Annotated in this window: 25 protein-coding genes; 20 read left to right on the top strand and 5 right to left on the bottom strand. The window is 50.2% G+C overall.

Annotated features, from left to right (window positions below):
• Positions 1-8: 8 nt before the first annotated feature.
• The 4 genes from GC101_RS05315 to GC101_RS05300 form a co-directional block, all read right to left on the bottom strand.
• Positions 9-995: a hypothetical protein gene (locus tag GC101_RS05315; RefSeq protein WP_171716421.1), complete on the bottom strand. Its 987-nt coding sequence runs from the start codon at positions 993-995 to the stop codon at positions 9-11.
• Complete coding sequence (locus GC101_RS05310; protein ID WP_343049604.1) at positions 992-1,984, bottom strand: hypothetical protein; 993 nt, start codon at positions 1,982-1,984, stop codon at positions 992-994. Before GC101_RS05310 ends, GC101_RS05315 begins: the two co-directional genes overlap by 4 nt.
• Complete coding sequence (locus GC101_RS05305; RefSeq protein WP_171716419.1) at positions 1,974-2,894, bottom strand: helix-turn-helix transcriptional regulator; 921 nt, start codon at positions 2,892-2,894, stop codon at positions 1,974-1,976. The genes GC101_RS05310 and GC101_RS05305 overlap by 11 nt, the downstream gene beginning before the upstream one ends.
• A 125-nt stretch (positions 2,895-3,019) precedes the next feature.
• Positions 3,020-3,208, bottom strand: a complete 189-nt coding sequence (locus GC101_RS05300; protein WP_042136633.1) for a hypothetical protein — start codon at positions 3,206-3,208, stop codon at positions 3,020-3,022.
• 268 nt (positions 3,209-3,476) lie between these two features.
• Between GC101_RS05300 and GC101_RS05295 the strand changes: the two genes are divergently transcribed.
• The 11 genes from GC101_RS05295 (at position 3,477) to GC101_RS05245 (ending at position 16,974) form a co-directional block, all read left to right on the top strand.
• Positions 3,477-4,490 carry a substrate-binding domain-containing protein gene (locus GC101_RS05295; RefSeq protein WP_171716418.1) on the top strand — a complete coding sequence of 338 codons (1,014 nt, stop codon included), beginning with the start codon at positions 3,477-3,479 and terminating at the stop codon, positions 4,488-4,490.
• Between the two features lie 27 nt (positions 4,491-4,517).
• Positions 4,518-6,383: a cache domain-containing sensor histidine kinase gene (locus GC101_RS05290; protein WP_171716417.1), complete on the top strand. Its 1,866-nt coding sequence runs from the start codon at positions 4,518-4,520 to the stop codon at positions 6,381-6,383.
• A 21-nt stretch (positions 6,384-6,404) separates the two neighbouring features.
• The gene (locus GC101_RS05285; protein WP_171716416.1) at positions 6,405-7,640 is read left to right on the top strand and encodes a response regulator; all 1,236 of its coding nucleotides are present in this window, start codon (positions 6,405-6,407) and stop codon (positions 7,638-7,640) included.
• A gap of 36 nt (positions 7,641-7,676) precedes the next feature.
• Entirely contained in the window at positions 7,677-8,009 is a 333-nt protein-coding gene (locus tag GC101_RS05280) for a hypothetical protein (RefSeq protein WP_171716415.1), read from the top strand.
• A 200-nt stretch (positions 8,010-8,209) separates the two neighbouring features.
• Positions 8,210-9,298: a multiple monosaccharide ABC transporter substrate-binding protein gene (gene chvE / locus GC101_RS05275; RefSeq protein WP_171716414.1), complete on the top strand. Its 1,089-nt coding sequence runs from the start codon at positions 8,210-8,212 to the stop codon at positions 9,296-9,298.
• Between the two features lie 153 nt (positions 9,299-9,451).
• A complete protein-coding gene (mmsA, locus tag GC101_RS05270; protein ID WP_042136642.1) occupies positions 9,452-10,981 on the top strand; it encodes a multiple monosaccharide ABC transporter ATP-binding protein in 1,530 nt (509 codons plus the stop codon).
• A 6-nt stretch (positions 10,982-10,987) separates the two neighbouring features.
• Positions 10,988-12,151 (top strand): multiple monosaccharide ABC transporter permease, encoded by a 1,164-nt coding sequence (gene mmsB, locus GC101_RS05265; RefSeq protein WP_171716413.1) that lies wholly within the window; start codon positions 10,988-10,990, stop codon positions 12,149-12,151.
• 151 nt (positions 12,152-12,302) lie between these two features.
• Entirely contained in the window at positions 12,303-12,971 is a 669-nt protein-coding gene (locus GC101_RS05260; protein WP_171716412.1) for a TraX family protein, read from the top strand.
• A gap of 93 nt (positions 12,972-13,064) precedes the next feature.
• On the top strand, positions 13,065-14,573 hold the full coding sequence (locus GC101_RS05255) for a copper amine oxidase N-terminal domain-containing protein (RefSeq protein WP_171716411.1): 1,509 nt from the start codon (positions 13,065-13,067) through the stop codon (positions 14,571-14,573).
• A 590-nt stretch (positions 14,574-15,163) separates the two neighbouring features.
• Positions 15,164-15,523 carry a BlaI/MecI/CopY family transcriptional regulator gene (locus tag GC101_RS05250; protein WP_171716410.1) on the top strand — a complete coding sequence of 120 codons (360 nt, stop codon included), beginning with the start codon at positions 15,164-15,166 and terminating at the stop codon, positions 15,521-15,523.
• Positions 15,520-16,974: a M56 family metallopeptidase gene (locus GC101_RS05245; RefSeq protein WP_171716409.1), complete on the top strand. Its 1,455-nt coding sequence runs from the start codon at positions 15,520-15,522 to the stop codon at positions 16,972-16,974. Before GC101_RS05250 ends, GC101_RS05245 begins: the two co-directional genes overlap by 4 nt.
• Here the strand turns inward: GC101_RS05245 and GC101_RS05240 are convergent.
• Positions 16,948-17,301 (bottom strand): DoxX family protein, encoded by a 354-nt coding sequence (locus GC101_RS05240; protein WP_171716408.1) that lies wholly within the window; start codon positions 17,299-17,301, stop codon positions 16,948-16,950. The genes GC101_RS05245 and GC101_RS05240 overlap by 27 nt on opposite strands.
• 137 nt (positions 17,302-17,438) lie before the next feature.
• On the opposite strand from GC101_RS05240, the gene GC101_RS05235 reads away from it, so the two are divergent.
• The 9 genes from GC101_RS05235 (at position 17,439) to GC101_RS05195 (ending at position 23,662) form a co-directional block, all read left to right on the top strand.
• Positions 17,439-17,783: a winged helix-turn-helix transcriptional regulator gene (locus GC101_RS05235; protein ID WP_171716407.1), complete on the top strand. Its 345-nt coding sequence runs from the start codon at positions 17,439-17,441 to the stop codon at positions 17,781-17,783.
• A 137-nt stretch (positions 17,784-17,920) separates the two neighbouring features.
• Positions 17,921-18,421 (top strand): MerR family transcriptional regulator, encoded by a 501-nt coding sequence (locus GC101_RS05230; RefSeq protein ID WP_171716406.1) that lies wholly within the window; start codon positions 17,921-17,923, stop codon positions 18,419-18,421.
• Positions 18,422-18,423: 2 nt separating this feature from the next.
• On the top strand, positions 18,424-18,855 hold the full coding sequence (locus GC101_RS05225) for an SRPBCC domain-containing protein (protein WP_171716405.1): 432 nt from the start codon (positions 18,424-18,426) through the stop codon (positions 18,853-18,855).
• An 11-nt stretch (positions 18,856-18,866) separates the two neighbouring features.
• Entirely contained in the window at positions 18,867-19,313 is a 447-nt protein-coding gene (locus GC101_RS05220) for an SRPBCC family protein (protein ID WP_171716404.1), read from the top strand.
• A gap of 127 nt (positions 19,314-19,440) precedes the next feature.
• A complete protein-coding gene (locus GC101_RS05215) occupies positions 19,441-20,580 on the top strand; it encodes a 5-methyltetrahydropteroyltriglutamate--homocysteine S-methyltransferase (protein WP_171716403.1) in 1,140 nt (379 codons plus the stop codon).
• 96 nt (positions 20,581-20,676) lie between these two features.
• Positions 20,677-21,183, top strand: coding sequence for a P-loop NTPase family protein (locus tag GC101_RS05210; RefSeq protein ID WP_171716402.1), 507 nt, complete (start codon positions 20,677-20,679; stop codon positions 21,181-21,183).
• A gap of 201 nt (positions 21,184-21,384) precedes the next feature.
• The gene (locus tag GC101_RS05205; protein ID WP_246354181.1) at positions 21,385-22,359 is read left to right on the top strand and encodes a phosphotransferase family protein; all 975 of its coding nucleotides are present in this window, start codon (positions 21,385-21,387) and stop codon (positions 22,357-22,359) included.
• A gap of 103 nt (positions 22,360-22,462) precedes the next feature.
• The gene (locus tag GC101_RS05200; protein WP_171716401.1) at positions 22,463-22,702 is read left to right on the top strand and encodes a hypothetical protein; all 240 of its coding nucleotides are present in this window, start codon (positions 22,463-22,465) and stop codon (positions 22,700-22,702) included.
• Between the two features lie 165 nt (positions 22,703-22,867).
• On the top strand, positions 22,868-23,662 hold the full coding sequence (locus tag GC101_RS05195) for a DUF5984 family protein (RefSeq protein WP_171716400.1): 795 nt from the start codon (positions 22,868-22,870) through the stop codon (positions 23,660-23,662).
• The last annotated feature ends 385 nt before the right edge of the window (positions 23,663-24,047 follow it).

The raw sequence follows: 24,047 nt of genomic DNA, 5'->3' as shown, positions 1-24,047 counted from the left end.
GGCTAGAATCAGCGCAGCCCCACATCATGGAAGCGGTTCTCGATCGGCTCGCGCAGCAGCAGGCGGATGGACTGGATCGCTTCGGTCTCGGTATGCTTAGCCTCGCGGATGAGAGGAAGCAGCCTTTGTTGCCGTAGAGCTGGAGTGTGTGACGCGTCCGGGCTTAATAGAGCCGCAATTTCATGATAGACAGCAGAGAGACGCTCATAATGGCTGGCGGTAGACTCGAGCTCAGGCCAATATTCGCAGGCTGCTCTGGTGTAGCTGGACGCGTCCTTCTTACTGGCAGCATAGAACACCAAGGTTTCATAAGCACCGGCAGCATCATATGTGCTGCGCGACAAGGCGTCCAGCATGGCATCATAAGCCTGCAGACCGCAGGCATACTGCGATTCCGGCAGCATCGGATCATGTACCTCTGCCTTGTATACAGCCTGGATGAAGGATTCTCTAATCACCTGCCGTATGTCCTTCTGGATCTGTCCTTCGAAGATCTGACAGTGCCAATAAGGGCCTACATTTCTTCCCAGCTGATCATAAGGCAGCTCCAGTTCTGCTCTTGAAGATATTTCGTTGTAGCAGAATACCTGCTTCTGATCATCGGAGCGGGTTATCACCACAAACTGATCTTTCCAGCAGATGACGCCTGTGCCTTGCTTAAGCGATTTGCGGATTGCCAGGATAGCCTGCTTCTGATAGAGCGGAAACGTAGGGGTGAAATGAAACCCTGCCGCTTGTGCAGAGACAATGCCGATTAAATCTGCTGCCACCGTGTGCTCAGCCATCCAGTTATAAGCCATTGGTGAGTCACGGTGAAGCTGTCTATGCAAGGACAGACGGAAGCAGGAGGCAGTCATTCCGGATAACATATATTTGGGCATTGTGAACCAGCCGTTAGCCGACAGAACCTGGTACATGGCATCTACATAAGAATGAGACAATTGCGGAGGATGCACGGCCGCCGGTACTGAATCCAATTCTGTTCTGTTCATCATCTGGCCGTATGCGCCCCCCATCTTGGAATAATTGAACGTTTCCGGTCCGGATACCGCCCGGAGATAATTCTAAGCTGCTGCATAGCGCGTTCCTCCAGCTCAAGCGCCTGCTGCAGGGTGGTACAGAGTGAGGGAAGCTGCTGGTGTACCAGCGCCCGGCTGCTGTTAGTCAACGGAAGTGCAACCTTCAACTGCCCGCGCACCATCTCTTCCAGCTCAGCATAAATACTGTGTACCTCATTCAGGCCCGGCAATACGGACTCAACCTCCTGCAGATAACTCGTGATCTCTGAGCGCGCCGTCAGGTAAGATTCGAGAATATAGACGGCCCCGCTGCTGTCGAACTCTCCCTGCTGAAGAGCCCGGATCAGGAAGCTGTAAGCCAGTCTGCCTGATGCAATACTCTGATCGGGCAGTGTTTTGTACGGAGTCTCCCAATCCTCAAGGGCGAGCCTCAGTGATTCCAGTACTGCGTCACGCAGCGGAATATCCACCTTATCTCCGATATACTGGCAATACCAGAACGGGGTAATGTTGAGGCCGAAATTATCATAGAGCACATAACGGGTCCCGGTGGACGATCCATCCTGCACATAGAACACCCGGTCGTCCTCATCATAGCCGTGAATAACGCCGAACTCCGGTATCCAATAGACACAGGCGAGTCCGCGGTCCAGACTATGCTTCACATCTTCAATGGCGGCCTGCTGATATACGGCGAACGAATCATGTCTTGTTCTGCCTCCGCTATGTCCGGTAAGGATGCCGAGATTATCGATGGCCGGTCCATGCTCTTTGCCCCACTGTCCATAAGCAGTAACGGAGAAGGGGAAGAGCTTCTCATGCACAGAGAATTTGAAGGCCATACCGCTGAGCCCGGAGAGCATGAATGTGGGTCCATGGAATAACCCGGCGGCAGTGAGGACGGCATAGAGGGCATCGGTAAAAGATTTGGATTCGCGCTTCATTTGTATTCCGTTAATGATCACTCCGGCTCTCCTGTTCATTCAGCAGATTCAGTACGTTCTGGCATCTGATCCTTACTTTCTCTTTCAGCCATTTGGGGGACAGAATTTCAGTCCATTCCGAGCTGAACAGCTGCCCCACAAAGGCCTCCGTATCAAAAAATTCAATTTCATAGACTTCTCCATCAGCGGACCGGATCGTATACCCTCCCCATGAGGAATCTGCAGGCATCCCGCTTAGCCGGATTCTGGCTGTGAACGGCTTCAGCTGTCTATTCTGTTCCGGCGGAGCGGCTGAGAATTCATCGTCCGCTGCGAAATATCTGTCCGTCAGCTTCAGCTGCAGGATCTCGGTCAAGTTAAAAAACTCTGTCCGGGAATTCCCTTCTATGGCAGCAAGCACATAATCTTCCTCCAGACGGCGGCTCAGCTTCATTGGACAGAGATATAATTCCCGGGGGTGATCCGGCTGCTTCCGGCAGAGGATGTGTACTACCCTGCGGGCTTGAATAGCTTGCTCTAAGAGTCCGATAACCTGCAGACGCCGGGCATTTACTTCAAATACAGGCAGCTTGAATTCCCCTGCCTGCAAGGGCTGGTCTGTGAACCGTTCCAGCAGGCCACCGACTCTCCGGATAGTCTGGCCGTTCTCATAATCATAATGGCTGTACCGGTAAGCCAGATATTTCAGTACCTGCTGCTCTTCGTCGGTGATGTACAGATGAGGCAGGACAAAGCTGTTATCCTCGTACATATACCCGCGCTGGCTGGCCACGTAGCGGAGCGGAGCCCGCAGAGATTCCGCCATATATTCAATATCCCGCTGCGCCTGGCGCCTGGAGATTTCGAATTGCTCCGCAAGAATATTGCTGTTCGGATAACAGGCATTTCTGATTTGCTGGTCAAACCACTGAATACGGTGAATATGGCTCATGCGGCTCCGCTCCTTTCTGTCAGATTTCAGTATAGCGTCTGATGAACTTCCACCGCAACAAGGCAAAGATGCCGCCCTGGCATCCATGCATGAAGCATGAAGCCGGGCGGACATCCGGGTTGTGTTTACTTGGCTACGGCATCTACTTTGGCTTGAGGCGCCTTGTCACAGCGCTTGCAGACCTTCAGGGTTCCCCCATCAGACTTTACTTTTGTGTAGAGCAGCTTAATTCTGGTTGTTCCGCAGACCGGGCAGGTGCCGCGGCCATGGGAGGGCAGGGTCCAGAGTACCCGTCCGCGCTTTGTTTTTACCATTTGTGTAGTCCTCATTTCAGCAATTTGAATGTTACTGTTCCAGTATAAAACAGCTGGTACGACATAAAATGTCGTATCATATTCATAAATCTAAGAGCAAGGCATCCGGGTTGTCCAACCCGTGCTCCAACTGATGCTCCGGCCGTAGCAGATCAATCCAGCGGATCGTAATTGACGGGAAGCCTGCCGAGCCCTTAGACTAGACTGGACATCGGTCAGGGCAAGTGGACCGTGTCATTTACTTCTTGTTTTGAAAGGGGTTACATACGTGAAAAAACTCTGGCTAGTCTATGTGCTGCTAATCGGTATCTTCCTGATCTATGTGCTGAATTACAAGCAGCAGGGGGATTCGGCGGACCCGTGGGAGACAGCCGGACTGCGCGGGAATATTGAAGATAAATATGTGATGGTCACATTCCAGATCGGCATCGACTACTGGAAAAGCGTGCTGAAGGGCTTCGAGGATGCGGCAGAGGAGCTTAATGTGTCCGTGGAATACCACGGCTCGACCCAGCATAATGCCAATGAACAGATGACCGTGCTGGAGCAGACCATCGCCAAGAAGCCGGCGGGGATTGCGATTTCGGCGGTGAATTCCAAGCTGCTCACGGCGACGATCAACAAGGCGGTGGAGGCCGGCATTCCGGTGGTATTATTTGATTCGGGAGCGCCGGACAGCAAGGCTTATTCCTTCCTGGGAACGGATAATTACAATGCCGGGACCCAGGCCGCACACAAGATGGCTGAGCTGACCGGCAACAAAGGCGAAGTGGCCATCATCACCACACCGGATCAGCATAATCATCAAGAGCGGACCGATGGCTTCCGGGATACTATCCGAAACGAGTATCCGCAAATGAAGCTTGTAGCCGTCAAGGATGGCCGGGGAGACCAGGTGGCCTCGCGGGAAGCTGCCGAGCAGCTGCTGGCCGGGTATCCGCAGCTAGCCGGGATTTTTGCCACGGAATCCAATGGCGGGATCGGTGTGGCAGAGGCGGTGGATGCTGCTCAAGGCAGCGGCCTTGCACCGCAGATTATCAGCTTCGATACCGATAAGGGCACGCTCGATCTGGTGAAGGAAGGCAAGATTGCGGCAACCATGGCACAGGGGACCTGGAATATGGGCTATTGGTCGCTGACAGAGCTGTTTCATCTGCATCGTGATCTGGAATCGGACTCTGAAGCGTATGCGAACAATAAGCCCGTACCCGTACCGGATACGGTCGATACAGGGATAGATGTGGTCACACGGGTGAACGTGGATAACTATTATGCCAAGTAGGCTGCTGCGGCAGAGGGGGAGCATGTCATGCGCAAGGGCAGCCTGAACATGGAGAAGCTGAAGCTGAATAATATGCCGATCCGCTACAAGCTGATTATTCATTTTTTGCTGATCAGCATTCTGCCCTCCATCGGGCTGGGGCTGCTGATTGGCTGGACGGTTGACCGGATCGTGGAGGAACAGAGCAACGAGAACACGGTGCAGCTGATCGGCAAGGTGAATACGGCCATAGAGAGCGATGTAGAGAATCTGCAGAAGATCACCTATCTGATTTCGTTTGACCCCGGTGTGCAGAAATTTCTGAAGGGGAATGTGACGGGTAACGGGCAGCGAGGCAGTACTGAGGACAACGGGGAGTCGGCGGAATATAACATCCGCAAGTTTCTGCAGGGCTTCACTACACTCAGCTCCGAGATTGCCGGGATTATGCTGGTCAATAGTGAAGGCGATTTCATCAGCAATGAGATGTATACCCGTTCCGGTACCCGGCTGACGGAGGAGGCCTGGTACAAGCAGGCAGCGGAGAATAAGGGGATCTTCAAGATTGTCGGGCATCCTTACGGCCGCGCTGTAAGGTCCCATGTGGATTATAAGGAGAGCGAGGTGGTCTCCGCTGTAAGGGCAATTGTTGATCCTGAAACGCAGGTTGTGCAGGGAGTGGTGCTGGTCGACCTGAAGCTGCGGGTCATTGCCGAGACAGCCAGAGATGTCACACTGGGCAAGACAGGCTACCTGACGGTGGTGGACGACAACGGGGAGATGATCTACGCGCCGCAGCACCCTTTTATGCAAAAGATTCCGGCAGGCCTGTTCACCGAGTCTTCGGGTATCACCACGGAAATCGTGGACGGCCGCCATTTGCAGCTGATCTACCGGACCTCTCCCTTTACAGGCTGGACAACGATGGGCGTGTTTCCGATGGATGAGTCAGCCTTTGGGGTGCGCGAGATTACCTTCAATGTCGTAACCTTCGTGTTTGTAGTCTGTATGCTGGGGATGACGGCTTCCTTCTATCTCGCATATTCCATTTCACGTCCGATCGGACAACTGGCTTCCTTCATGAGCAAGGCGCAGTCGGGCGATCTGACGATCCGCTACTGGGGGAACCGTTCTGATGAGATCGGGCTGCTCGGGCGCAGCTTCAATACCATGCTGGCCCAGATTGGCCGGCTCTTGTCCCTGACAGAATTGCAGGCGCGGCAAAAGAGGGAAGCGGAGCTGCGCAGTCTGCAGGCGCATATCAAACCGCATTTTCTCTACAATACGCTGGATACAATCCACTGGATGGCCCGCAGCAAGGGGGCAGAGGATATTGCTGAGGTGGTACAGTCCCTGTCCAAGCTGTTCCGGCTGGGCTTAAGCAAAGGGAGCGATATGATCCCGCTCTCCGATGAGCTGGAGCATATCGTCAGCTATCTGAAAATCCAGCATGTCCGCTACAGCAGCAAGCTGACATATTCCATCGAAGTGGAGCCGCAGCTTCAGGAGCTGTATGTGCTTAAGCTGCTGCTGCAGCCGATGGTGGAGAATGCGATTTATCACGGCATTAAGGAACGCCGCGGTCCCGGACATCTCTCTATAGAAGTCGTGGAAAGAGAGAATGAGCTATACCTTACAGTTCGTGATGACGGTGCAGGGATCACTCCGCAGCGGCTGAGTCTGCTGAAGCAGCGGCTTGAGGCTGTAGGAACACAGGACAGCGGGCATATGGAGACAGAAGCGCCGCTGCCGGACAGCGCGGGAAGCGGCTACGGAATTCTGAACGTGCAGGCACGGCTTAGACTGACCTATGGGAAGCCGTATGGAATTACACTTGAGAGTGAACCCGGAAGCGGAACGGTCGTAACCGTCCGGCATCCGGTGGTCCGTGACAGTTATCCTGCGAAGGATTAAGGAAGAGGAGGATATCCGAACATGCTGGACAAATGGAAAGTAATGATTGCCGATGATGAGGGGATCATCCGCGAAGGCATCCGGCAATGTGTGGACTGGGACGGTCTGGGGATGACTGTGGTTGCCGAGGCAGAAGACGGGGAAGAGGCGCTGGAGCTGGCGGTACAGCATTCCATTCATATTGCGCTGGTGGATCTTAATATGCCGATTATGCATGGCATGGAGCTGATGAAGCGGCTGAGGGAACAGCTGCCCGGCTGCAAAATCATTGTCATCACAGGCCATGATGAATTCTCATATGCCCAGGAGTCGATCCGTCTGCAGGTGAATGACTACATTCTGAAGCCAGCCGAGCCGAAGCAGCTGATGCAGGTGCTCCGGGGTGTCAGGGATGAGCTGGAATCGGAGAAGCAGCAGAGCCAGCATCTGCAGCAGGCCTCCCGGCAGCTGCAGAAGAATTTCCCGCTGCTGCGCGAGCGCTTCTGCCAGGAATGGCTGGACGGGAATCTGAGCCAGGCGGAGATCAGGGAGCAGCTGCAATTCCTGCAGCTGCCGCCGGATCGGCCGGAGCGGATCGGCATTATCCGCTGGAGATGGGAGGGCCAGCATCCGGGGATGAAGGAGAACGAACGCCAGCTGTTCCTGTTCGCGATCGAGAATATCATCACGGAGCTGCTGGAGCCGTATACCAAGGTGATCTTCCGGGACACTGCCGGACTGGTCGTTGCACTGCTGTGGGATGACGCAGGCGAGCAGGTGTTTGCCGGAGTAGAAGGTGCTGTGCGCAGCAATCTCAAAATTGCTGTTGAAGTCGGCACCCGGCTTGTACAGGGGGAGATTACCGAGCTGGCTTCCGCCTACCGGAGCTGCCGGGTGGCACTGGCCAAAGAGCAGCCGCTGTCACCGCTTGTCCGCCGGGCGAAGCAGTATATACAGGAGCATTACAGCGAATACGGGCTTACCCTGGAGGGGATGGCCGGCCAGCTTCTGGCCTCACCAGTATATCTCAGCCGCCTGTTCAAGCAGGAGCTGGGTGAATCCTTCGGCATGTATTTGACGCAAATACGAATCCGCCGGGCCGCCCAGCTGCTGCATTCAACAGAGCTGAGCATCCATGAGGTGGCTGAGCAGTCGGGGTATGAGACGCAGCATTATTTCAGCACTGCGTTCAAGAAGCAGACCGGCGTGTCGCCCCTGCAGTTCCGCAAAGGGGTACAGCCTGAGAATGGAAGTGACGGCAGGCGCAGAAAAGAGTAGGATGTTCATATATACATACCGCAAGGGGTGCGCAATTTGGAAGAAGTCAATGCTGTGAGCAATACCGGAACGGCCGGAGAATATAGGCAAGCTGCACTGGGCAGCATCGTAGTTCTGGAGTCGTGTCTGGAGAAATTTGCGTTCACCGAGCTGACCAGACAGCAGATGAATCAATTTTTCAGGCTGTCCTCAGGGCCTGCGGAAGCGGAGAATATCACCAGAAGAATATCGGGTGTTTATATGGCTTTCTTAAGCAAGACCAATTTCAAACACAAGACTGCAGAGAGTAATAGTCTCCTGTTCACCCAATTGAAGCAGGAGCTGGAAGAGATCAAGCAGGCGTTAAGCGATTTGAATCAGCCCGTATAACTCCATTGCTTCACCCTTAACCGTGTGCGCCTCCGGGCTGCATGCGGTTTTTTGTTGTACCCTCCGATTACAAAAGTTGGAATTTTATAAAAACAGTAGTCTGAGTGTAAATACGCCCCATGGCCTCCGTTGCTATACTCAACATGTCACACGGGAGCACCCGTGGAAGACAACAGAATAGTCCAGGGGGTAGTGCAGGAATGAAAAAATATTCAGTGATCACATTGCTACTAACACTCGTACTCATCTTATCCGCATGCGGCAACAGCGGGAATTCCGCAAGCGGCGGAGACTCTTCCAAAGGCAAGGTCGGTATCGCCATGCCGACAAAATCCTCCGAACGCTGGGTGAATGACGGCAACAACATGGTGAAGGAGTTCGAGAAGCTGGGTTACGGCACTGATCTGCAGTATGCAGAGGATGTCGTGGAGAACCAGGTATCCCAGATCGAGAATATGATCACCAAAGGCGTGAATGCAATTGTAATCGCTTCAATTGACGGAGAGGCCCTGACGGATGTGCTGCAGAAGGCGCATGATGCAGATGTCAAAGTCATCGCTTATGACCGTCTGATCAAAAAAAGTGAATATGTAGACTACTATGCAACCTTCGATAATTTCAAGGTGGGCGTGCTGCAAGGCTCTTACATTGAAGAGAAGCTGGGCCTGAAAGACGGCAAAGGCCCATTCAATATTGAGCTGTTCGGCGGATCGCCGGATGACAACAATGCCTACTTCTTCTTCGATGGGGCGATGTCCATCCTGAAGCCGTATATCGATTCCGGCAAGCTGGTCGTCCGCAGCAAGCAGCTTACGATGGATCAGGTCGCCACGCTGCGCTGGGACGGTGCTGCTGCCCAGGCGCGGATGGATAACCTGCTGAGCGCCAACTATGCCAGCGATAATCTCGACGCTGTACTCTCTCCTTATGATGGCATTAGCATCGGCATTCTCTCCTCCCTGAAGGGCGTGGGCTACGGCTCGGGCGACAAGAAGCTTCCGGTAGTTACCGGACAGGATGCCGAGCTGGCTTCCGTGAAATCCATTCTGGCCGGAGAGCAGACGCAGACGGTATTCAAGGATACCCGTGAGCTGGCCAAGAAGGCGGTGGAGATGACTGAAAGCGTGCTGAAGGGTACGGAAGCCGAAGTCAACGATACCACAACCTACGACAATGGTGTCAAAATCGTTCCGTCCTACCTGCTGGAGCCAGTGTCTGTGGATGCAAGCAACGTAGACAAGGTGCTGGTTGACGGCGGCTACTATACCAAAGATCAGCTGGGAGAGTAACCTGCTGCACAGAGTGAACTTATGAAGCAGGCAGAGATCCTTCATAAGTTCAGCTTATATGGCAGTTATTAGCGGCAAACCGGCGGCAGCCAGGATTCAGGACAGCCGCCGGCAGCCGCTGCACAGTCACAAGGAAAGCTGGGTGAGAGACACTTGAGTGAATATATCTTGGAGATGAAAGGCATTACGAAGACATTCCCCGGCGTCAAAGCGCTCGCGAATGTCAATCTGCAGGTTAAGGCAGGCGAGATACACGCCCTCTGCGGGGAGAACGGGGCCGGTAAGTCCACGCTGATGAAGGTGTTAAGCGGAGTGTATCCGCATGGCACCTACGAAGGGGATATTTTGTATCAGGGGCAGGTATGCCAGTTCAAGGATATTAAGGACAGTGAGGGCCTGGGTATCGTCATTATCCATCAGGAGCTGGCGCTGATTCCGTATTTGTCGATTTCGGAGAACATCTTCCTCGGCAATGAGCAAGCGCGGCGCGGGGTGATCAACTGGAACGAAACGACGGTGAAGACCAAGGAGCTGCTTACAACCGTCGGCCTCAAGGAATCGCCGTTTACCGGAGTATCAACGATCGGCGTCGGCAAGCAGCAGCTCGTAGAGATCGCCAAGGCGCTCTCCAAGGAAGTGAAGCTGCTCATTCTCGATGAACCGACGGCGGCGCTGAACGAGGATGATAGCGAGAACCTGCTGCTGCTCATTCTGGAGCTGAAGAAGCGGGGGATTTCCTCGATTATCATTTCCCACAAATTGAACGAAATCGAGAAGATAGCGGATTCTGTAACGATTCTGCGGGATGGGCAGACCATTAAGACGCTGGATATGAAGCGCGATGCAGTCACTGAAGATGTGATTATTAAGGGCATGGTCGGGCGCGATCTGACGAACCGTTATCCGGAGCGGACGCCGGAGCTGGGGGAAACCATCTTCGAGATCCGTAACTGGGAAGTATATCATCCCACCCAGCAGGACCGCAAAATGCTGGATCAGATCAATCTGCACATCCGGCGCGGCGAGGTTGTCGGCATTGCCGGGCTGATGGGCGCTGGACGCACGGAGCTGGCCATGAGCGTGTTCGGGAAGTCTTACGGCAAGCGGATCAGCGGACAGACCTTTATGCACGGCAGAGAGGTACACCTTAACAATATTACCCAGGCAATAGAAAGCGGGCTAGCCTACGTCACTGAAGACCGCAAGCAATACGGCCTCATTCTGATTGACGATATCAAACGTAACATATCACTCAGCAATCTGAAGAAGCTCTCCCGCCGCGGGGTGATCAATGAGAATGAGGAAGTGCTGGTCGCCGAGGAATACCGGAAGAAGCTGAACATCAAGACGCCGAGCATTCTGCAAAAGACCGTCAATCTCAGCGGCGGCAACCAGCAGAAGGTGGTGCTCAGTAAATGGATCTATGCCCAGCCTGATATTCTGATCCTGGATGAGCCTACACGCGGGATTGATGTGGGCGCCAAATACGAAATCTACTCGATTATTAACGGTCTGGCGGCAGAAGGTAAAGGCGTGCTGGTTATCTCGTCCGAGCTGCCGGAAATTATCGGGATGTGTGACCGGATCTACACGATGTGCGAAGGGCGCATCAGCGGGGAAGTGGAGCGGAAGGATGCATCGCAGGAGCTGTTGATGAAATTTATGACACGAAGCAGGGGGTAACACCGCATGGGAGCCATTACTGAACTTTTCAAAAAGAATATCCGCCAATACGGCATGATTATTGCGTTGATCTTTATTTCTATTTTCTTTCAAATTATGACGGACGGCATTCTGCTGAAGCCGCTGAACGTAACCAATCTGATTCTGCAGAACAGCTACATTCTGGTGCTCGCCATCGGGATGGTACTCGTCATTATCACCGGGCACATTGATCTGTCAGTAGGTTCGGTGGCCGCCTTCATCGGCGCACTCTCGGCCATTATGATGGTCGATATGAAGATGAATCCTGTGCTAGCTGTGATTCTTTCGCTCTTGATGGGCGCACTGGTCGGTGCCTGGCAGGGCTTCTGGGTCGCTTATATCAAAATTCCGGCGTTTATCGTCACCCTGGCAGGGATGCTGCTGTTCCGGGGCCTAACGATGATCGTGCTTAATGGACAATCCATTGCACCGTTTCCCAAGGCTTTTCAGAAGATCAGCTCGGGGTTCCTCCCCGATATCGCCGGCGGCAGTTCGCTGAATGTGCTGACCCTGGTCATCGGAGTCCTCCTGTCGGTTCTGGTTGTCTATCAGGAATACCGCAGCCGCAAAATCACCCTTAAATACGGCTTCGAACAATCCCCGGTGTGGATTTCGGTTGGCAAGGCGGCGGCACTGGTCATTGTAATCAACCTGTTCACTTATGTCATTGCCCAATATAACGGGATTCCGAACATCCTCGTCATTCTGCTGGTGCTGATCGCGATTTATTCATTCGTCATGAATCACATGACGATGGGCCGGCATATCTACGCACTTGGCGGCAACGAGAAGGCGGCAAGCCTCTCCGGGGTCAAAACCAAACGTGTCACCTTCTGGGTATTCGTCAACATGGGTGTACTGGCCGCATTGTCCGGGCTGGTGTTCGCTGCACGGCTCAACTCGGCTACACCCAAAGCAGGCACCAACTTCGAGCTGGATGCCATTGCCGCCTGCTTCATCGGCGGAGCTTCCGCTTCCGGCGGGATCGGGACCGTGGTCGGCGCAATCATCGGCGGTCTGGTCATGGGGGTTATGAATAACGGGATGTCGCTCGTCGGCCTCGGCGTAGACTGGCAGCAGGGCATTAAAGGTCTGGTGCTGCTGCTGGCAGTTGGCTTTGATATTTATAATAAGTCGAAGACGGCTTAGGCTTGAAATGCCGCCAGAATTGCTCCCAGGCAGGGGGCAATTCTGGTTTTTTGACATAAAGATCCCATGCAACACTTGCAGCAACCCGTCCGGCCATGGATAATAGCATCTAAGGCGTAAACTAATACATAACTGTGACAGGAGGCCACAGATGCAGATTATTGCCATGCTGACCATGCTGATCGACCACATCGGCTATATTTTTTTCCCGGGCGAGCTTGCCTGGAGGTTTGTGGGGAGAATTGCTTTTCCGATTTACTGCTACGCGCTGGTGCAAGGGCATATACATACTTCATCGAGACCCCGCTATCTGCGGCGGCTGCTGGTGATCGCCCTGCTTGCCCAGATTCCGTACAATTTGGCGCTGGACCCCGGCGGATGGAATGTGGTGTTCACCCTCCTGCTGTCTGCTGCCGTGCTGACGCTGCTCGATAAGCTGCCGAAGCTGTGGTACGGGATTCCGGTAGTTATCCTTGCGGTGCTGCTCATGGATCTTCTGCCGCTGGACTATAATGCGTACGGGCTGCTTCTGGTCCTGATTTTCCGTTATACCCGCTCGTATTGGCTTGTGCTGGCACATTTTGCACTGAATGTATTCTATTTGTTCTATTATAACTGGCTGGTGCAGATGGCTAGTATTGTGCCTACCCTTCTCATTGCGCTGACTCCGGGCTTCTGGATATTACTGGAGCGGAAACGGCTGCCGCGCTGGGTCTGGTGGTCATTTTATCCCGCACATTTAGCGGTACTTGCGTTGGTAAAGATTCTCTTTTTCCAAGATTGGGTATCTATAGAGTGGCGGAGTTTATTTACCCTATGAAGGGATAATAGAATCTGACCTCTACATTTACAAATCCTTCCTCCTTTGAGATGATGGATACGTTACCACATTATGAGCTAGAGGAGACATGCTATGAAGAAAATGAAAGCAAGAACTAAATGGCTGGTGCCGTTTCTTGCACTGCTGCTGATCCTGGCAGGCTGCCAAACCGTCGGCGGATTTGATGTCAACAAGGCATTGCTTGGGGATTTAGATGTGAAATCCTCAGAATCAAGCACAACGCTTAGCTTAAGCGCTGTTCCGGCAGTAGGCATCCGTGCGGAGGATCAGGAGATTGTTGACCTTATTAATTCATTATCCCTTACGCTTGGAAGTGTGAAGCTGCAGGACAACGGCAATGTCTCGGCATCGGGAATTGTCGGGTATAAGCAATCCAAAATTCCGTTCTCCTTCTTCATGGATCAGGCGAATATTGTATTTACCGCTGAAGGAGCTAAGCAGCCGTTCTATTTCCCGATTCAGGGATATGAAGACACCCTCGGCATAGAAGGTCTGGATCAGACGAAGACACTGGAGCTTTCCAAGCTGATCTCCCAGTTTGTGGTGAAGAACCTGCCGAATCCTGGAGCAATTACGGTTGCCTCAGTATCGGAATCTGTATATGGCCAGCAGACCAGCTTGACGAAGCTACATACCGAAATTACGGGTGAAGAGCTTCCAGTCCTGCTGAAGAGCTTCCTGAGATCGATCTCCAAAGACACTGAAGGCTTCACTGCCCTGATCAGCGGCCTCTATGATTATCTGTATCCGCTGCTGGAGGCTTCAGGTGAAGATCTGAATAGTCTCGGCTTCGGAGAGATTCCGCTGGATGACAAAGAAGGCGTAGTTACTGTAGCTCATGATGCTGCCAAGCTGGCAGTGGATGCTCTCCTGTTGGTCTACGACAAGCAGCTCGAGAGTCTCTACGAGAGTACTCCTGAACTGAAGACTGTTCTCGGCAAAGACACGAAGCTGACCGTGGACCTGTTCGTGGACAGCGGCTTCCATGTCCGTAAGCAGAATATTGATCTCAAGGTTGCTCTTCCGGCCAGTGAAGATCTGCCGCTGCAGAGTATCAATGTGAAGCTGGTTTCAGAGACCTGGAACGTGAATGGTCCTGTAACTGCTGATCCGATCAGCACAACCGGCGGCATTGATTACTCGTCAGCGCAGCTTACACCGGGTGAGACGCTGAGAAGCTTTGAACAGGGTTCTGCGGTCTATAACCTGCTCAAGGATGATATGGGAATTACGTATAAGAGCCTGATGATCGCACCGGATGATGATTACTATTATCCTATCGTGGACAATGGCACCACTTATGTTCCGCTGCGCTATATTGCAGAGGACCTGGATGCTTCTGTTGAGTGGGATGCGGCTAATCGTGCGATTAATGTAACCGATGATGTCTACGGCGATCTGCTGGTATTCAAAATCGGCTCCGCACAGGCACAGATTGCCGGCGCTACCGTTAAGCTTCCACAGCCTGTATTCGTGGATGAATACGGAGATGCTTACGTGCCGCTGCGTGTTCTGGCACAAGGTCTCCATGCTACCGTTGAAGTGGATGAAGACGGATATATCTGGATTGACCGTCCGTAAGGTTTAAAGAGGTAAGCATGAAGCCGGAACCCCTAAGAAATTAGGTGGTTCCGGTTTTTTTTATATTCAGGTATAGTGAAATTAAAGAAAAGGATAAAATTTCAGATAAATGAAAGGGCGGCTAGGATGCAGCGGATCATTCTAATCTACAAACAATTCTTAACAGAACCTATGTGGTTTAAGATTCTTATTATTACCACATTGCTTGCGGCCGTTATATTTAGCAGCTCCTCGTTTCCGCAAAACGGTTATTATCAGCTAACTTCTAAATTAGCAGCAGCAATCTTTTTTACAGCCTATGGCGTTAATTTCCGTTCAAACACCCGGGTTTCTGCTGTTTTTTTTGTAATGGCGGCGGTATGCATTTTTCTGTCCTGGAATATCTGGACGGGCCAACTGTAAGCTGAGTAGAATTTGAAATCCAACAGCCGAAACCCCTGAGCGATTGATTGGTTTCGGCTTTTTGGCCTGTCTAATAACCCGAAATACACTGAAATGAATGAACAGACATTATCTTGACAGGGCAGGTTTATTGCAATAGACTTACCGGTAAGAGGTCTATTGCAGTAAACTTATGAGGAGTGAGCCAGATGGAGCCCTACAAATTATTCGACGCCGAATATAAATTCGCTTGCCTGGTTTGGGACAATGAGCCCGTTAATTCAACAGAGCTGGTGAAATTAAGCCTGACTAAGTTGGGCTGGAAGAAGTCCACGACCTATACCGTACTAAGAAAGCTGTGCGAGCGGGGAATCCTCAGGAATGAAGGGGCAACCGTTACTGCCATCATCCCCAAATCAGAGGCACAGCGATACGAGAGCCAGACGGTAGTAGATAAAGCTTTTGACGGGTCGTTGCCGCAGTTTCTGACCGCCTTTCTGGGAGACAAGAAGTTGTCTGCGAAGGAGGCGGCGGAGCTGAAGAAGATTATAGAGGAGGCGACCCAGTGACGAATCTGTTTGTCAGTATCCTGAACATGAGTATTACGGCAAGTTACGTGGCAGTTGCGGTGATCCTGGCGAGAGTTCTTCTGCGGCGCGCTCCCAGAATCTTCTCCTATCTCTTGTGGTCGGCTGTAGTGATCAGACTGGTCATCCCCGTCAGCTTCACTTCAAGCTTCAGTATATTGCGGCTCGTTCAGCCTGAGGGCCAAGGCGGCACAGGTGCAATGAAATTCGTACCGCACAATATTGGAACGCAGCTGCAGCCTGCTGTAGACTCTGGAATAAGCAGCACAGTAAGCTTTATAAATAGCTTTCTTCCATCCGCTGATCCGGCAGCCAGTGCTAATCCTATGCAATTCATTCTGTGGGCAGGAAGCATAATCTGGCTGGCAGGTGCTGCTGTACTCCTTCTGTACAGTGTTATCTCTTATTTGAGAATACTTCGCAGAGTCCGTACGGCAACCCTCGTTATGGATAATATCTTTGAAACGGATCAGATCACTACACCCTTCGTTTGCGGGTTCGTGAAGCCGAGGATCTATCTTCCGGTTGGAATAGGGGCCCATGAGCTGTTCTATATCGTACTGCATGAGCAGACTCATATCAGCAGACGGGATTATCTGATTAAGCCGCTAATGTACCTGCTCGTGATTATCCATTGGTTTAATCCGCTGATGTGGCTGTCTTATGCACTTATGAGTAAAGATATGGAGATGTCCTGTGATGAAACGGTCGTCAAGAAGCTGGGCCCGCAAATTAAAGGAAGCTACTCGAGCACCCTGCTTGCTCTTTCCATCCGCCGGAGCGGGGGATTCCCCGGCAGTCCGCTTGCTTTTGGCGAGAGTAGTGTGAAGGCCAGAATTAAGAATATTCTCGCATATCGTCAGCCTGCTTCCGGTGTGGTTGCAGGATCTATACTTGTGATTGTTGCGTTGATAGTAGGATGTATAGCGAATCCTAAGCCGGTGCTGAATTCACCGCAATCGCTTTATTCCGGTTATGCGGTGGATCAGCTTATGGAGAGCAAGACAAACTTTGTGGGGGATAATAGCAAGGTGGTTGCGCTGATTGGTGAAATGCCGTTGCCGGCAGGTCTGGAAGGCGCAGGAATCGAGCTGAAAACAGGCTCCCGCCCTTATGAATTAACGATCAACTACTCCATGAAGGACGCTGCCGGAGTGATGAAGGATGGGGCAATAAGCGGGGAGGCGTTCTACCGAAATTCGATTCTGCTCTTCAGTCTGATTGATAACGTCGAAAGTATAATCCATGTGATCGCTGATCACACGGGAGAATATGATGGCGTCACTTATACTTATACCTTTCTGAGAGAGCAGATCGACAAGCAGCTCGGAGAGGATGTCCGGCAGTATGCCGCAGATGAAACGGGCCTGCGTCAGCTGATTGACCGGTTGGACAGCGTGGATGCTTCAGAACCGTCCAACCGCGACAATTAGAGCCAACACGATAAAGACGATGTTCACGCCGATCTCCCGGTATTCCTTGCGTTTGATATGGAAAAGGGCGCCGCCTAGGACAGTCACTGCAAGGGCAGCTGCGGCAACCGGCGTTAACACAGGTACAATATTCAGCGAATAAGGAAGTATCAATCCGCCTGCGCCTAATAGTTCGGCTACCCCTATAAAGACCACTAATGCCTTGGGAACATCCGATACCCATCCCCAGGATTTTTTCGCCTGCCCGTACCGGAATGCCTTAAGCCAGCCCGAATATACAAAACCTGCTGCTGCAATTCCCTGTACAATCCACAATGCAATATTCATGAATGACTCCTCCAGATTACTTATTTGCCGTTCGTTACTGGTATAATAGCCCCAATGAAGCAGTACGCGAAAGTAGGCACTTTTAATAAACATAGTTAAGAAAAAGTAACCATACGCAGGATAAGGAGCTGGAGGCTATGGAATCGTATTGTAAGTTTGAATCGGCACTGGACATTCTGATCGGCAAATGGAAGCCTGTTATTCTGCTGCAGCTAATGAACAAAGGCACCATGCGATTCGGAGAACTGCAGAAATCCATTCCGGATATTAACAAGAAGATGCTCACCCAGCAATTAAGAGAACTTGAGTATAACGATATCGTGCACCGTGAAGTGTACAATCAAATCCCGCCTAAGGTTGAATATTCAATCTCGGAATATGGGAAAGGATTAAGTTCTGTGCTGCAGGTATTGAATGATTGGGGAGTTTCTCATATGGAGCATATGACGAAGCTGTATGAAGCGGACCGTGCGGGGAGTTAACCGGGATTTTATCGGTGACCAACCGGTGCAGCCGCTAAAAGATATTTTTTAGTAGATATTTTCGCTTGCATCTTACGTTACGTCATCTTTTATACTAAAAACACCGGTAAACCGTTAACGTTAACGAAGGAGTAACTATGGAACGACACTGGAAAGTGGGGGAATTGGCCAAGCTGACTGGCTTGACTGTCCGGACGCTGCGGTTCTACGATCAGACCGGCTTGTTCTCGCCATCCGGCCGGACCGATTCCGGTCACAGGCTGTACAATGAAGCCGACCTGTCACAGCTGCAGCAGATTGTTTCACTTAAGGAATTGGGTTTATCCCTTGAGGAGATTAAGTCCATACTGGGCGGTGAACAAATCAGCGCACTAGAGATCGTAAACCTGCAGACGGGCCGGGTGAAAGAGCAGATCAGGCAGCAGCAGATTCTATTGGAGCAGTTGCAGCATGTATCTAAGCTAATGCAGGGCAAGACAGCGCTAGCGGTCGAAGATTTCACCCGGCTACTGCAGGCGATGAAAATAAGCCATGAGAAGCTGGTTGTTGAACGGCATACAAGCTGGGTGTACCGGCTGGATTCACTCGGGGATTTTCTTGCCGGAGCAAATAATGGATTGGAGTCAGAGGAGGACTAACCGTGACAGAACGTTTTGTTAAACATGCTACTTTTGTAGTCGAGCGGACATACGCCGCATCACCAGAGAGGGTCTACCAGGCTTGGGCTGACCCGGCTGCCAAGTCAAAATGGTTCTCCAAACCAGAAATTTTTGATTTTCGCGTCGGAGGTCGCGAATTCAGCAGAGGAGGTCCGCCGGACGGGCCGGTCTTTACCTTCGATGTATGCTACCAGGAGATAGTCCCACAGCAGCGGATTGTCTATACGTATACTCTGGATTCGGATGGGACTCGAATTTCCGTTTCAATTACAACGGTTGAGCTCATCCCGGTTGATGGCGGCACTACGCTGATATTCACAGAGCAGGGAGCGTTCTTCGACGGCTACGATACTCCAGAAGTGCGCGAGCATGGAACGAAGGAAATGCTTGATACTTTAGGCACTATACTCTAGGAGGCCGTGTTATGACAGGTGATATAGAGGAGAACGAAGTTATCAATTCACGCCGGTTCAATTATCCGCGGGAGGCCGTCTTCGGGGCTTGGACAAACCCTGAGCAGCTGGCCCGCTGGTGGGGGCCGGAGGGTTTCAGCAATACGTTTCATGAATTTGACTTGAGACCTGGAGGCGAGTGGCGGTTTGTTATGCATGGACCGGATGGGAAGAATTATCCCAATCACAGTGCTTTTGAAGAGATCGAACCTTTTGAGCGCATCGTAATCCATCATCTAAATGAACCTGAATTTCAGGTTACAGCAATATTTCAAGACAGTAACGGCGGGACAACTGTGACATTCCGTCAAGTATTTGTGAACCCGAGATTCCTCGCAGGGGCCAGGCCGTTCCTGATGGAAGCTAATGAACAGAATTTCGACCGGCTGAATGAACTGTTGATAGAATTACATGGCTAATGAGGGCAAATAAGCTACCGCTGGCTATAACAAATAATTATAACCAATCATAACGGATGAGTAGAACGGTATAGCTGACCTTCTATGCTATATTGATTGTATAATTATTCAGCGAGGAGATTACCTAATGAGAACTCAAACCGAACCTTTGAAACGTACCACTACCCCTTTCCGATATGATATCGTTGGCAGCTTCCTGCGCCCTGCCGCGCTTAAGGATGCCAGATTACAATACAAGAACGGTGAAATCACCGCCAGCCAGCTTACAGAAGTTGAGAATGCTGAGATTGTTAAGCTCGTGCAGAAACAAAAGGAGGTAGGGCTTCAAGCGGTTACCGATGGTGAATTCCGCCGCTCCTGGTGGCATCTGGACTTTTTCTGGGGCTTCGATGGTGTAGCACGTACAATCATTGATCAAGGCTATAATTTTAATGGTGCCGAATCGAGACCTGAAACAGCCCGCCTAACCGGTAAAATAGGCTATAGCGGCCATCCTTTTGTCGCGCATTATGCTTTTCTGAAAGGAATTGCGGGTGATGACGTGGTTGCACGCCAATCCATTCCTGCAGCTGCGCAGTTCCTGTTCGAGCTGGACCGGGCGGAGAACAAGGAAAGTACAAGCGCCCTATATCCTGACCGCAGAGAGCTTGTTGCCGATATTGCCAAGGCGTACCGTGCAGCGATTCTGGATATCTATGCAGCGGGTTGCCGCAGTATTCAAATTGACGATTGCACATGGGGAGCCCTGTGTGACGAGCAATTTGTGGCTGTCATGGAGCAGATCGGTGTGAATGTTGCTGAGTATGCGAATGAATTTGCTGAATTGAACAAAGCGGTTGCAGCCGGTCTGCCGGAGGATCTGATTGTGACTACACATGTATGCCGCGGCAATTATGTATCCACCTATGCAGGTGTAGGCGGAGGTTATGAGCCGATCGTACAAACATTGCTCGGCATCGATAACTACTCGGGATACTATCTGGAGTTTGATACCGAACGTGCTGGGGACTTCAAGCCGCTCCGCTTCCTGAAGGATAACCAGCAGGTTGTGCTTGGCGTATTCTCTTCCAAATTCGGTGAGCTTGAGAGCAAGGAAGATATTCTGAAGCGGATTGAGGAAGCGAAGCAATACGTTGATCTGAACCGGATATGCCTGAGCCCGCAATGCGGATTCGCCTCGACCGAAGAAGGCAACCACCTGACAGAGGAGCAGCAATGGCGCAAGCTTGCTTTCATCAAAGAGATTGCCGATGAGATCTGGAAGTAAGCGTTAGGCATCTAGTATAATAAAATTGACTAATAACCGTACGGATGGCCATCCGTACGGTTATTAGCGTCTGATGGGGCGGAGGGGAGACGGGTAATGAAATTACATATTATAGGCGGCAGTGGAAGCGGAAAATCCTACATATCCGCATTAGTAAGCCGGAAACTGAATATCCCGCATTACGAGTTAGATGATATTTTCTGGGATAACGAAGCGGATGTATATGGAGTGAAAGCGCCGGAGGAAGAGCGGGACCGCAAGCTGAAAGAAATCGTCAGCCGTGAATCATGGATCATCGAAGGTGTATACCGCGCGTGGGTAGGGCCAAGTTTACTGGCTGCGGACAAGGTCATCGTGCTTATGCCACCGTTATCTGTACAAGAAGAGCGAATATGTAAAAGGCATGAAGAACGCGTATCCGGAGCGGCCGTATCTAACAAGCGTGAGACTATTGAAAGTGTCCGGGAGCTGATAGAGTGGAACAGAGATTATAATCTCGTGAAGCTTCCCCGGTTTATTGAGAGCAGTGAGTATAAGGATAAGCTGATTATCGTAAACAATAACCTGGATATTCTGGAGCTGCTCGCAGTCCAAACGGAGTAAGAGAACAGGGGCTATATCCGGGGAAATACAGCAAATACAAAACAGTCTTTGGAAGGATTCCAAGGACTGTTTTGTATGCCGATTTTATTCAAGACCTAATTCAACATAATAACAGAACGGAAAGAAACAGTCTATATTTTTTCCGGTAAATATAATACAGTGGGGTAGCCGGCAATAAATGAAGAAGCGGAGTGTTGTTCCTTGGAAAATTATTGTCATCTCGATCCTGCTGCCTTACAGGCGTATGTAGAGAAGGTCTTTGGCACAAGTTATGCTGTTGCAATGGTTACAAAGATGCATGGAGGCGCACAAAAGGTGGTCTATAAGATAGATTGCACTAATGGATTTTCTTGCGTGCTGTATGTGTGGGATATAACCATGAATTATTTTCAGCAAGAAATTGCCGGTCAGAATACGAATGCACAATCCTACGGCAGCGAACAATTTGAGATAAACAACAGATACTTACTCGAACATTCTATCCGGACGCCTGCCCTCTATGATATGAATAAGGACAGGAATCCTTATGATTTTGATTATGCGCTTGTTGAGTATGTAGCCGGGCAAGCTGCCGAGGCCTATTTCAGTCATTCCGATTCCAGGGTTAAGGATACTATCTTTCAACGCCTGGGAGACATGATTACGGGCATGCATGCGGGGGAAAGCGAAATTTACGGAAAACCTGATCAGACCGAGCACGACACGGGACAATGTCATCTTATCCAATTGCAAAATGCTATAATTCAGTTGACATATGCCTCTGAATATATTGATGTTATCCGCAGGAATCAGGGTAAGCTGCTCGATATGCTGTACAAACTTGAATCAAGAGTAGAACCCAGAAGGCGTTATGGATATATCCATGGAGAGCTCGGTCCTAACCATGTGCTGGTTACGGATCAGCTTGAACCCTGTTTAATTGATATTGAAGGAGCCGGATTCTACGATATTGAGCACGAGCACAGTTTTATGGAATTCCGTTTTGGCGATTTCTACCGGTTTCTGAAGAATGATAATCTCGATGTAAACAGGAAGCTGTTCTATCAATATCATCATCATCTTTCCTTGATCTCGGCTGGATTGAAGTTGGCCCAGAGAGGTTATCCGGATCAGCAGACTGCAAAGGGAATCTCTGATTATCACACCAGACGTGCTTTGCAGTTTATAGAATCTTGAGGGGAATCAAAGATGTAACCGCGAAATAAATAATACTGCGGACTTCAGAAAGAAAGTCTCTCTCCACGATGTGGATGAGAGACTTCTGTTAGGAGTTTAGAACATGGACAAAGCAAAAAGAGAACTTTTAATGAATATCTGCCTCATCTCGCCAGTGTTAAGTGTGTTATACGGCATAATGGTCACGGGCATCGATAATTCATTAGTGTCTGAGACCTCATATATCAGTGGCCCCGGCGGATTCGTCGTGTTTGTGCTGTTCTTATTAATCTGTACCCTCTGCATATCCTGCTTAGTATTCTTCAATTTGCTGTCATCAGATTTGCCGGGGAATCGCTGGTAAAGCGGCTTGTTATCTGTAATGCAACAGGGCTTGTGGTTGTCGGAGCCATTTATTATATTACACAAGAAATTGAAGCGCTCTGCCTGATTTTCTCTCTGACGGTTTTCTCTATGGTAACGAATACATCTACTAATTTCTAAATTACTATATCATCGAGGTGATATTTTGTTAAAGTTTATACTAAAAAATATTGAAGACATAGCCCCATGGAGTTACAATGGAAAATCAACGCTAAGCTGGTTCGCTTTAACCGATTCTTATTACTGGTTTGATTTCGCTAGAGTTCAGTTTCCCCAGTACAATGAAGAGTTATTGAAGAATCATAATAAGGATAAAATAGTACCTTTTATAGACTATCCGTTTGCCCGAATATTCAGTGACATTTGTGATATTCTTCCTTATATCGCATTTCCCGTACCTGATGAAGTTTTCGAATATGTGAATTCAATTGAAAAAATAGAAGATTACCGAAAATCGTTACAGCAGTGGTTAATGAATACTTGGGATGAGAGTGACGAGCAATATGATCTATTCATGGAATCTGCCCAAGGGTGGTTGTTCTCCAGAAGGCTGGATTTTGGATATCTAGTAGGCGGACCGGATCTTTTTATAATAAGAAATAAAAATGAAATCCATTTTTACTGGACAGCTGATTTTATAGATGAGAATGGAATAGATTTTTGGAATACTAAACGAGGTAAGTATAGCTGTGGGTATAATGAGTTTGTTGGGGAGCTGCTACAATGTTTCCGGTCATTCGGCTATGAAATGCAAAAGCAAATATTGCAGTGTGCTAAGAAACCTCTTGGTGTAGAGATCAACTTAGATCAATTACAACAAAATCAAATTCAATATGAAGATATAATCAGCTCAACTGAAAGTGGGACAATCCTGCTTGCAGATGAACCTGATTGGAAGAATATTTTGGAGAAGATTGAGAGTATAAAGAATTACATATAGATCAACTTGAGAATCGTGGTAATAACTGTAGATGCTTATATTACAAGGTCAGATCTGAAGTAGGAAATGAGGAGCGCATGGCAGATAACTGTATTCTGTACAATTAAAAGACGGCGAAAGCCCGTTTATGCAGGAATAGCTGTATTCTGTACAATTAAAATTGAACAAAGTATTCTTCTTCGGCAAAAAAGGATTATATAAGTGTACAGAGTGCAATTAAAACTCCTTCTGAGGCATATGGGCAAGCTTTAGTTGTACAAAATACAGTTAAAGCTTGATCATATCTCCGGCTAAGCCAGTACAAACATAACAGCGGCAGCTCAGGACTTCATCCCGTCCATGGCTGCCGCTGTTTGATGTATCACGTTGAGCGTCACACTAAACC

This window comes from Paenibacillus phytohabitans, from assembly GCF_013141775.1.
Classification (GTDB): Bacteria; Bacillota; Bacilli; order Paenibacillales; family Paenibacillaceae; genus Paenibacillus_AQ; species Paenibacillus_AQ phytohabitans.
The sequence above is the reverse complement of the archived record's forward strand: the minus strand, read 5'-3'. Positions and strand labels throughout refer to the sequence as shown.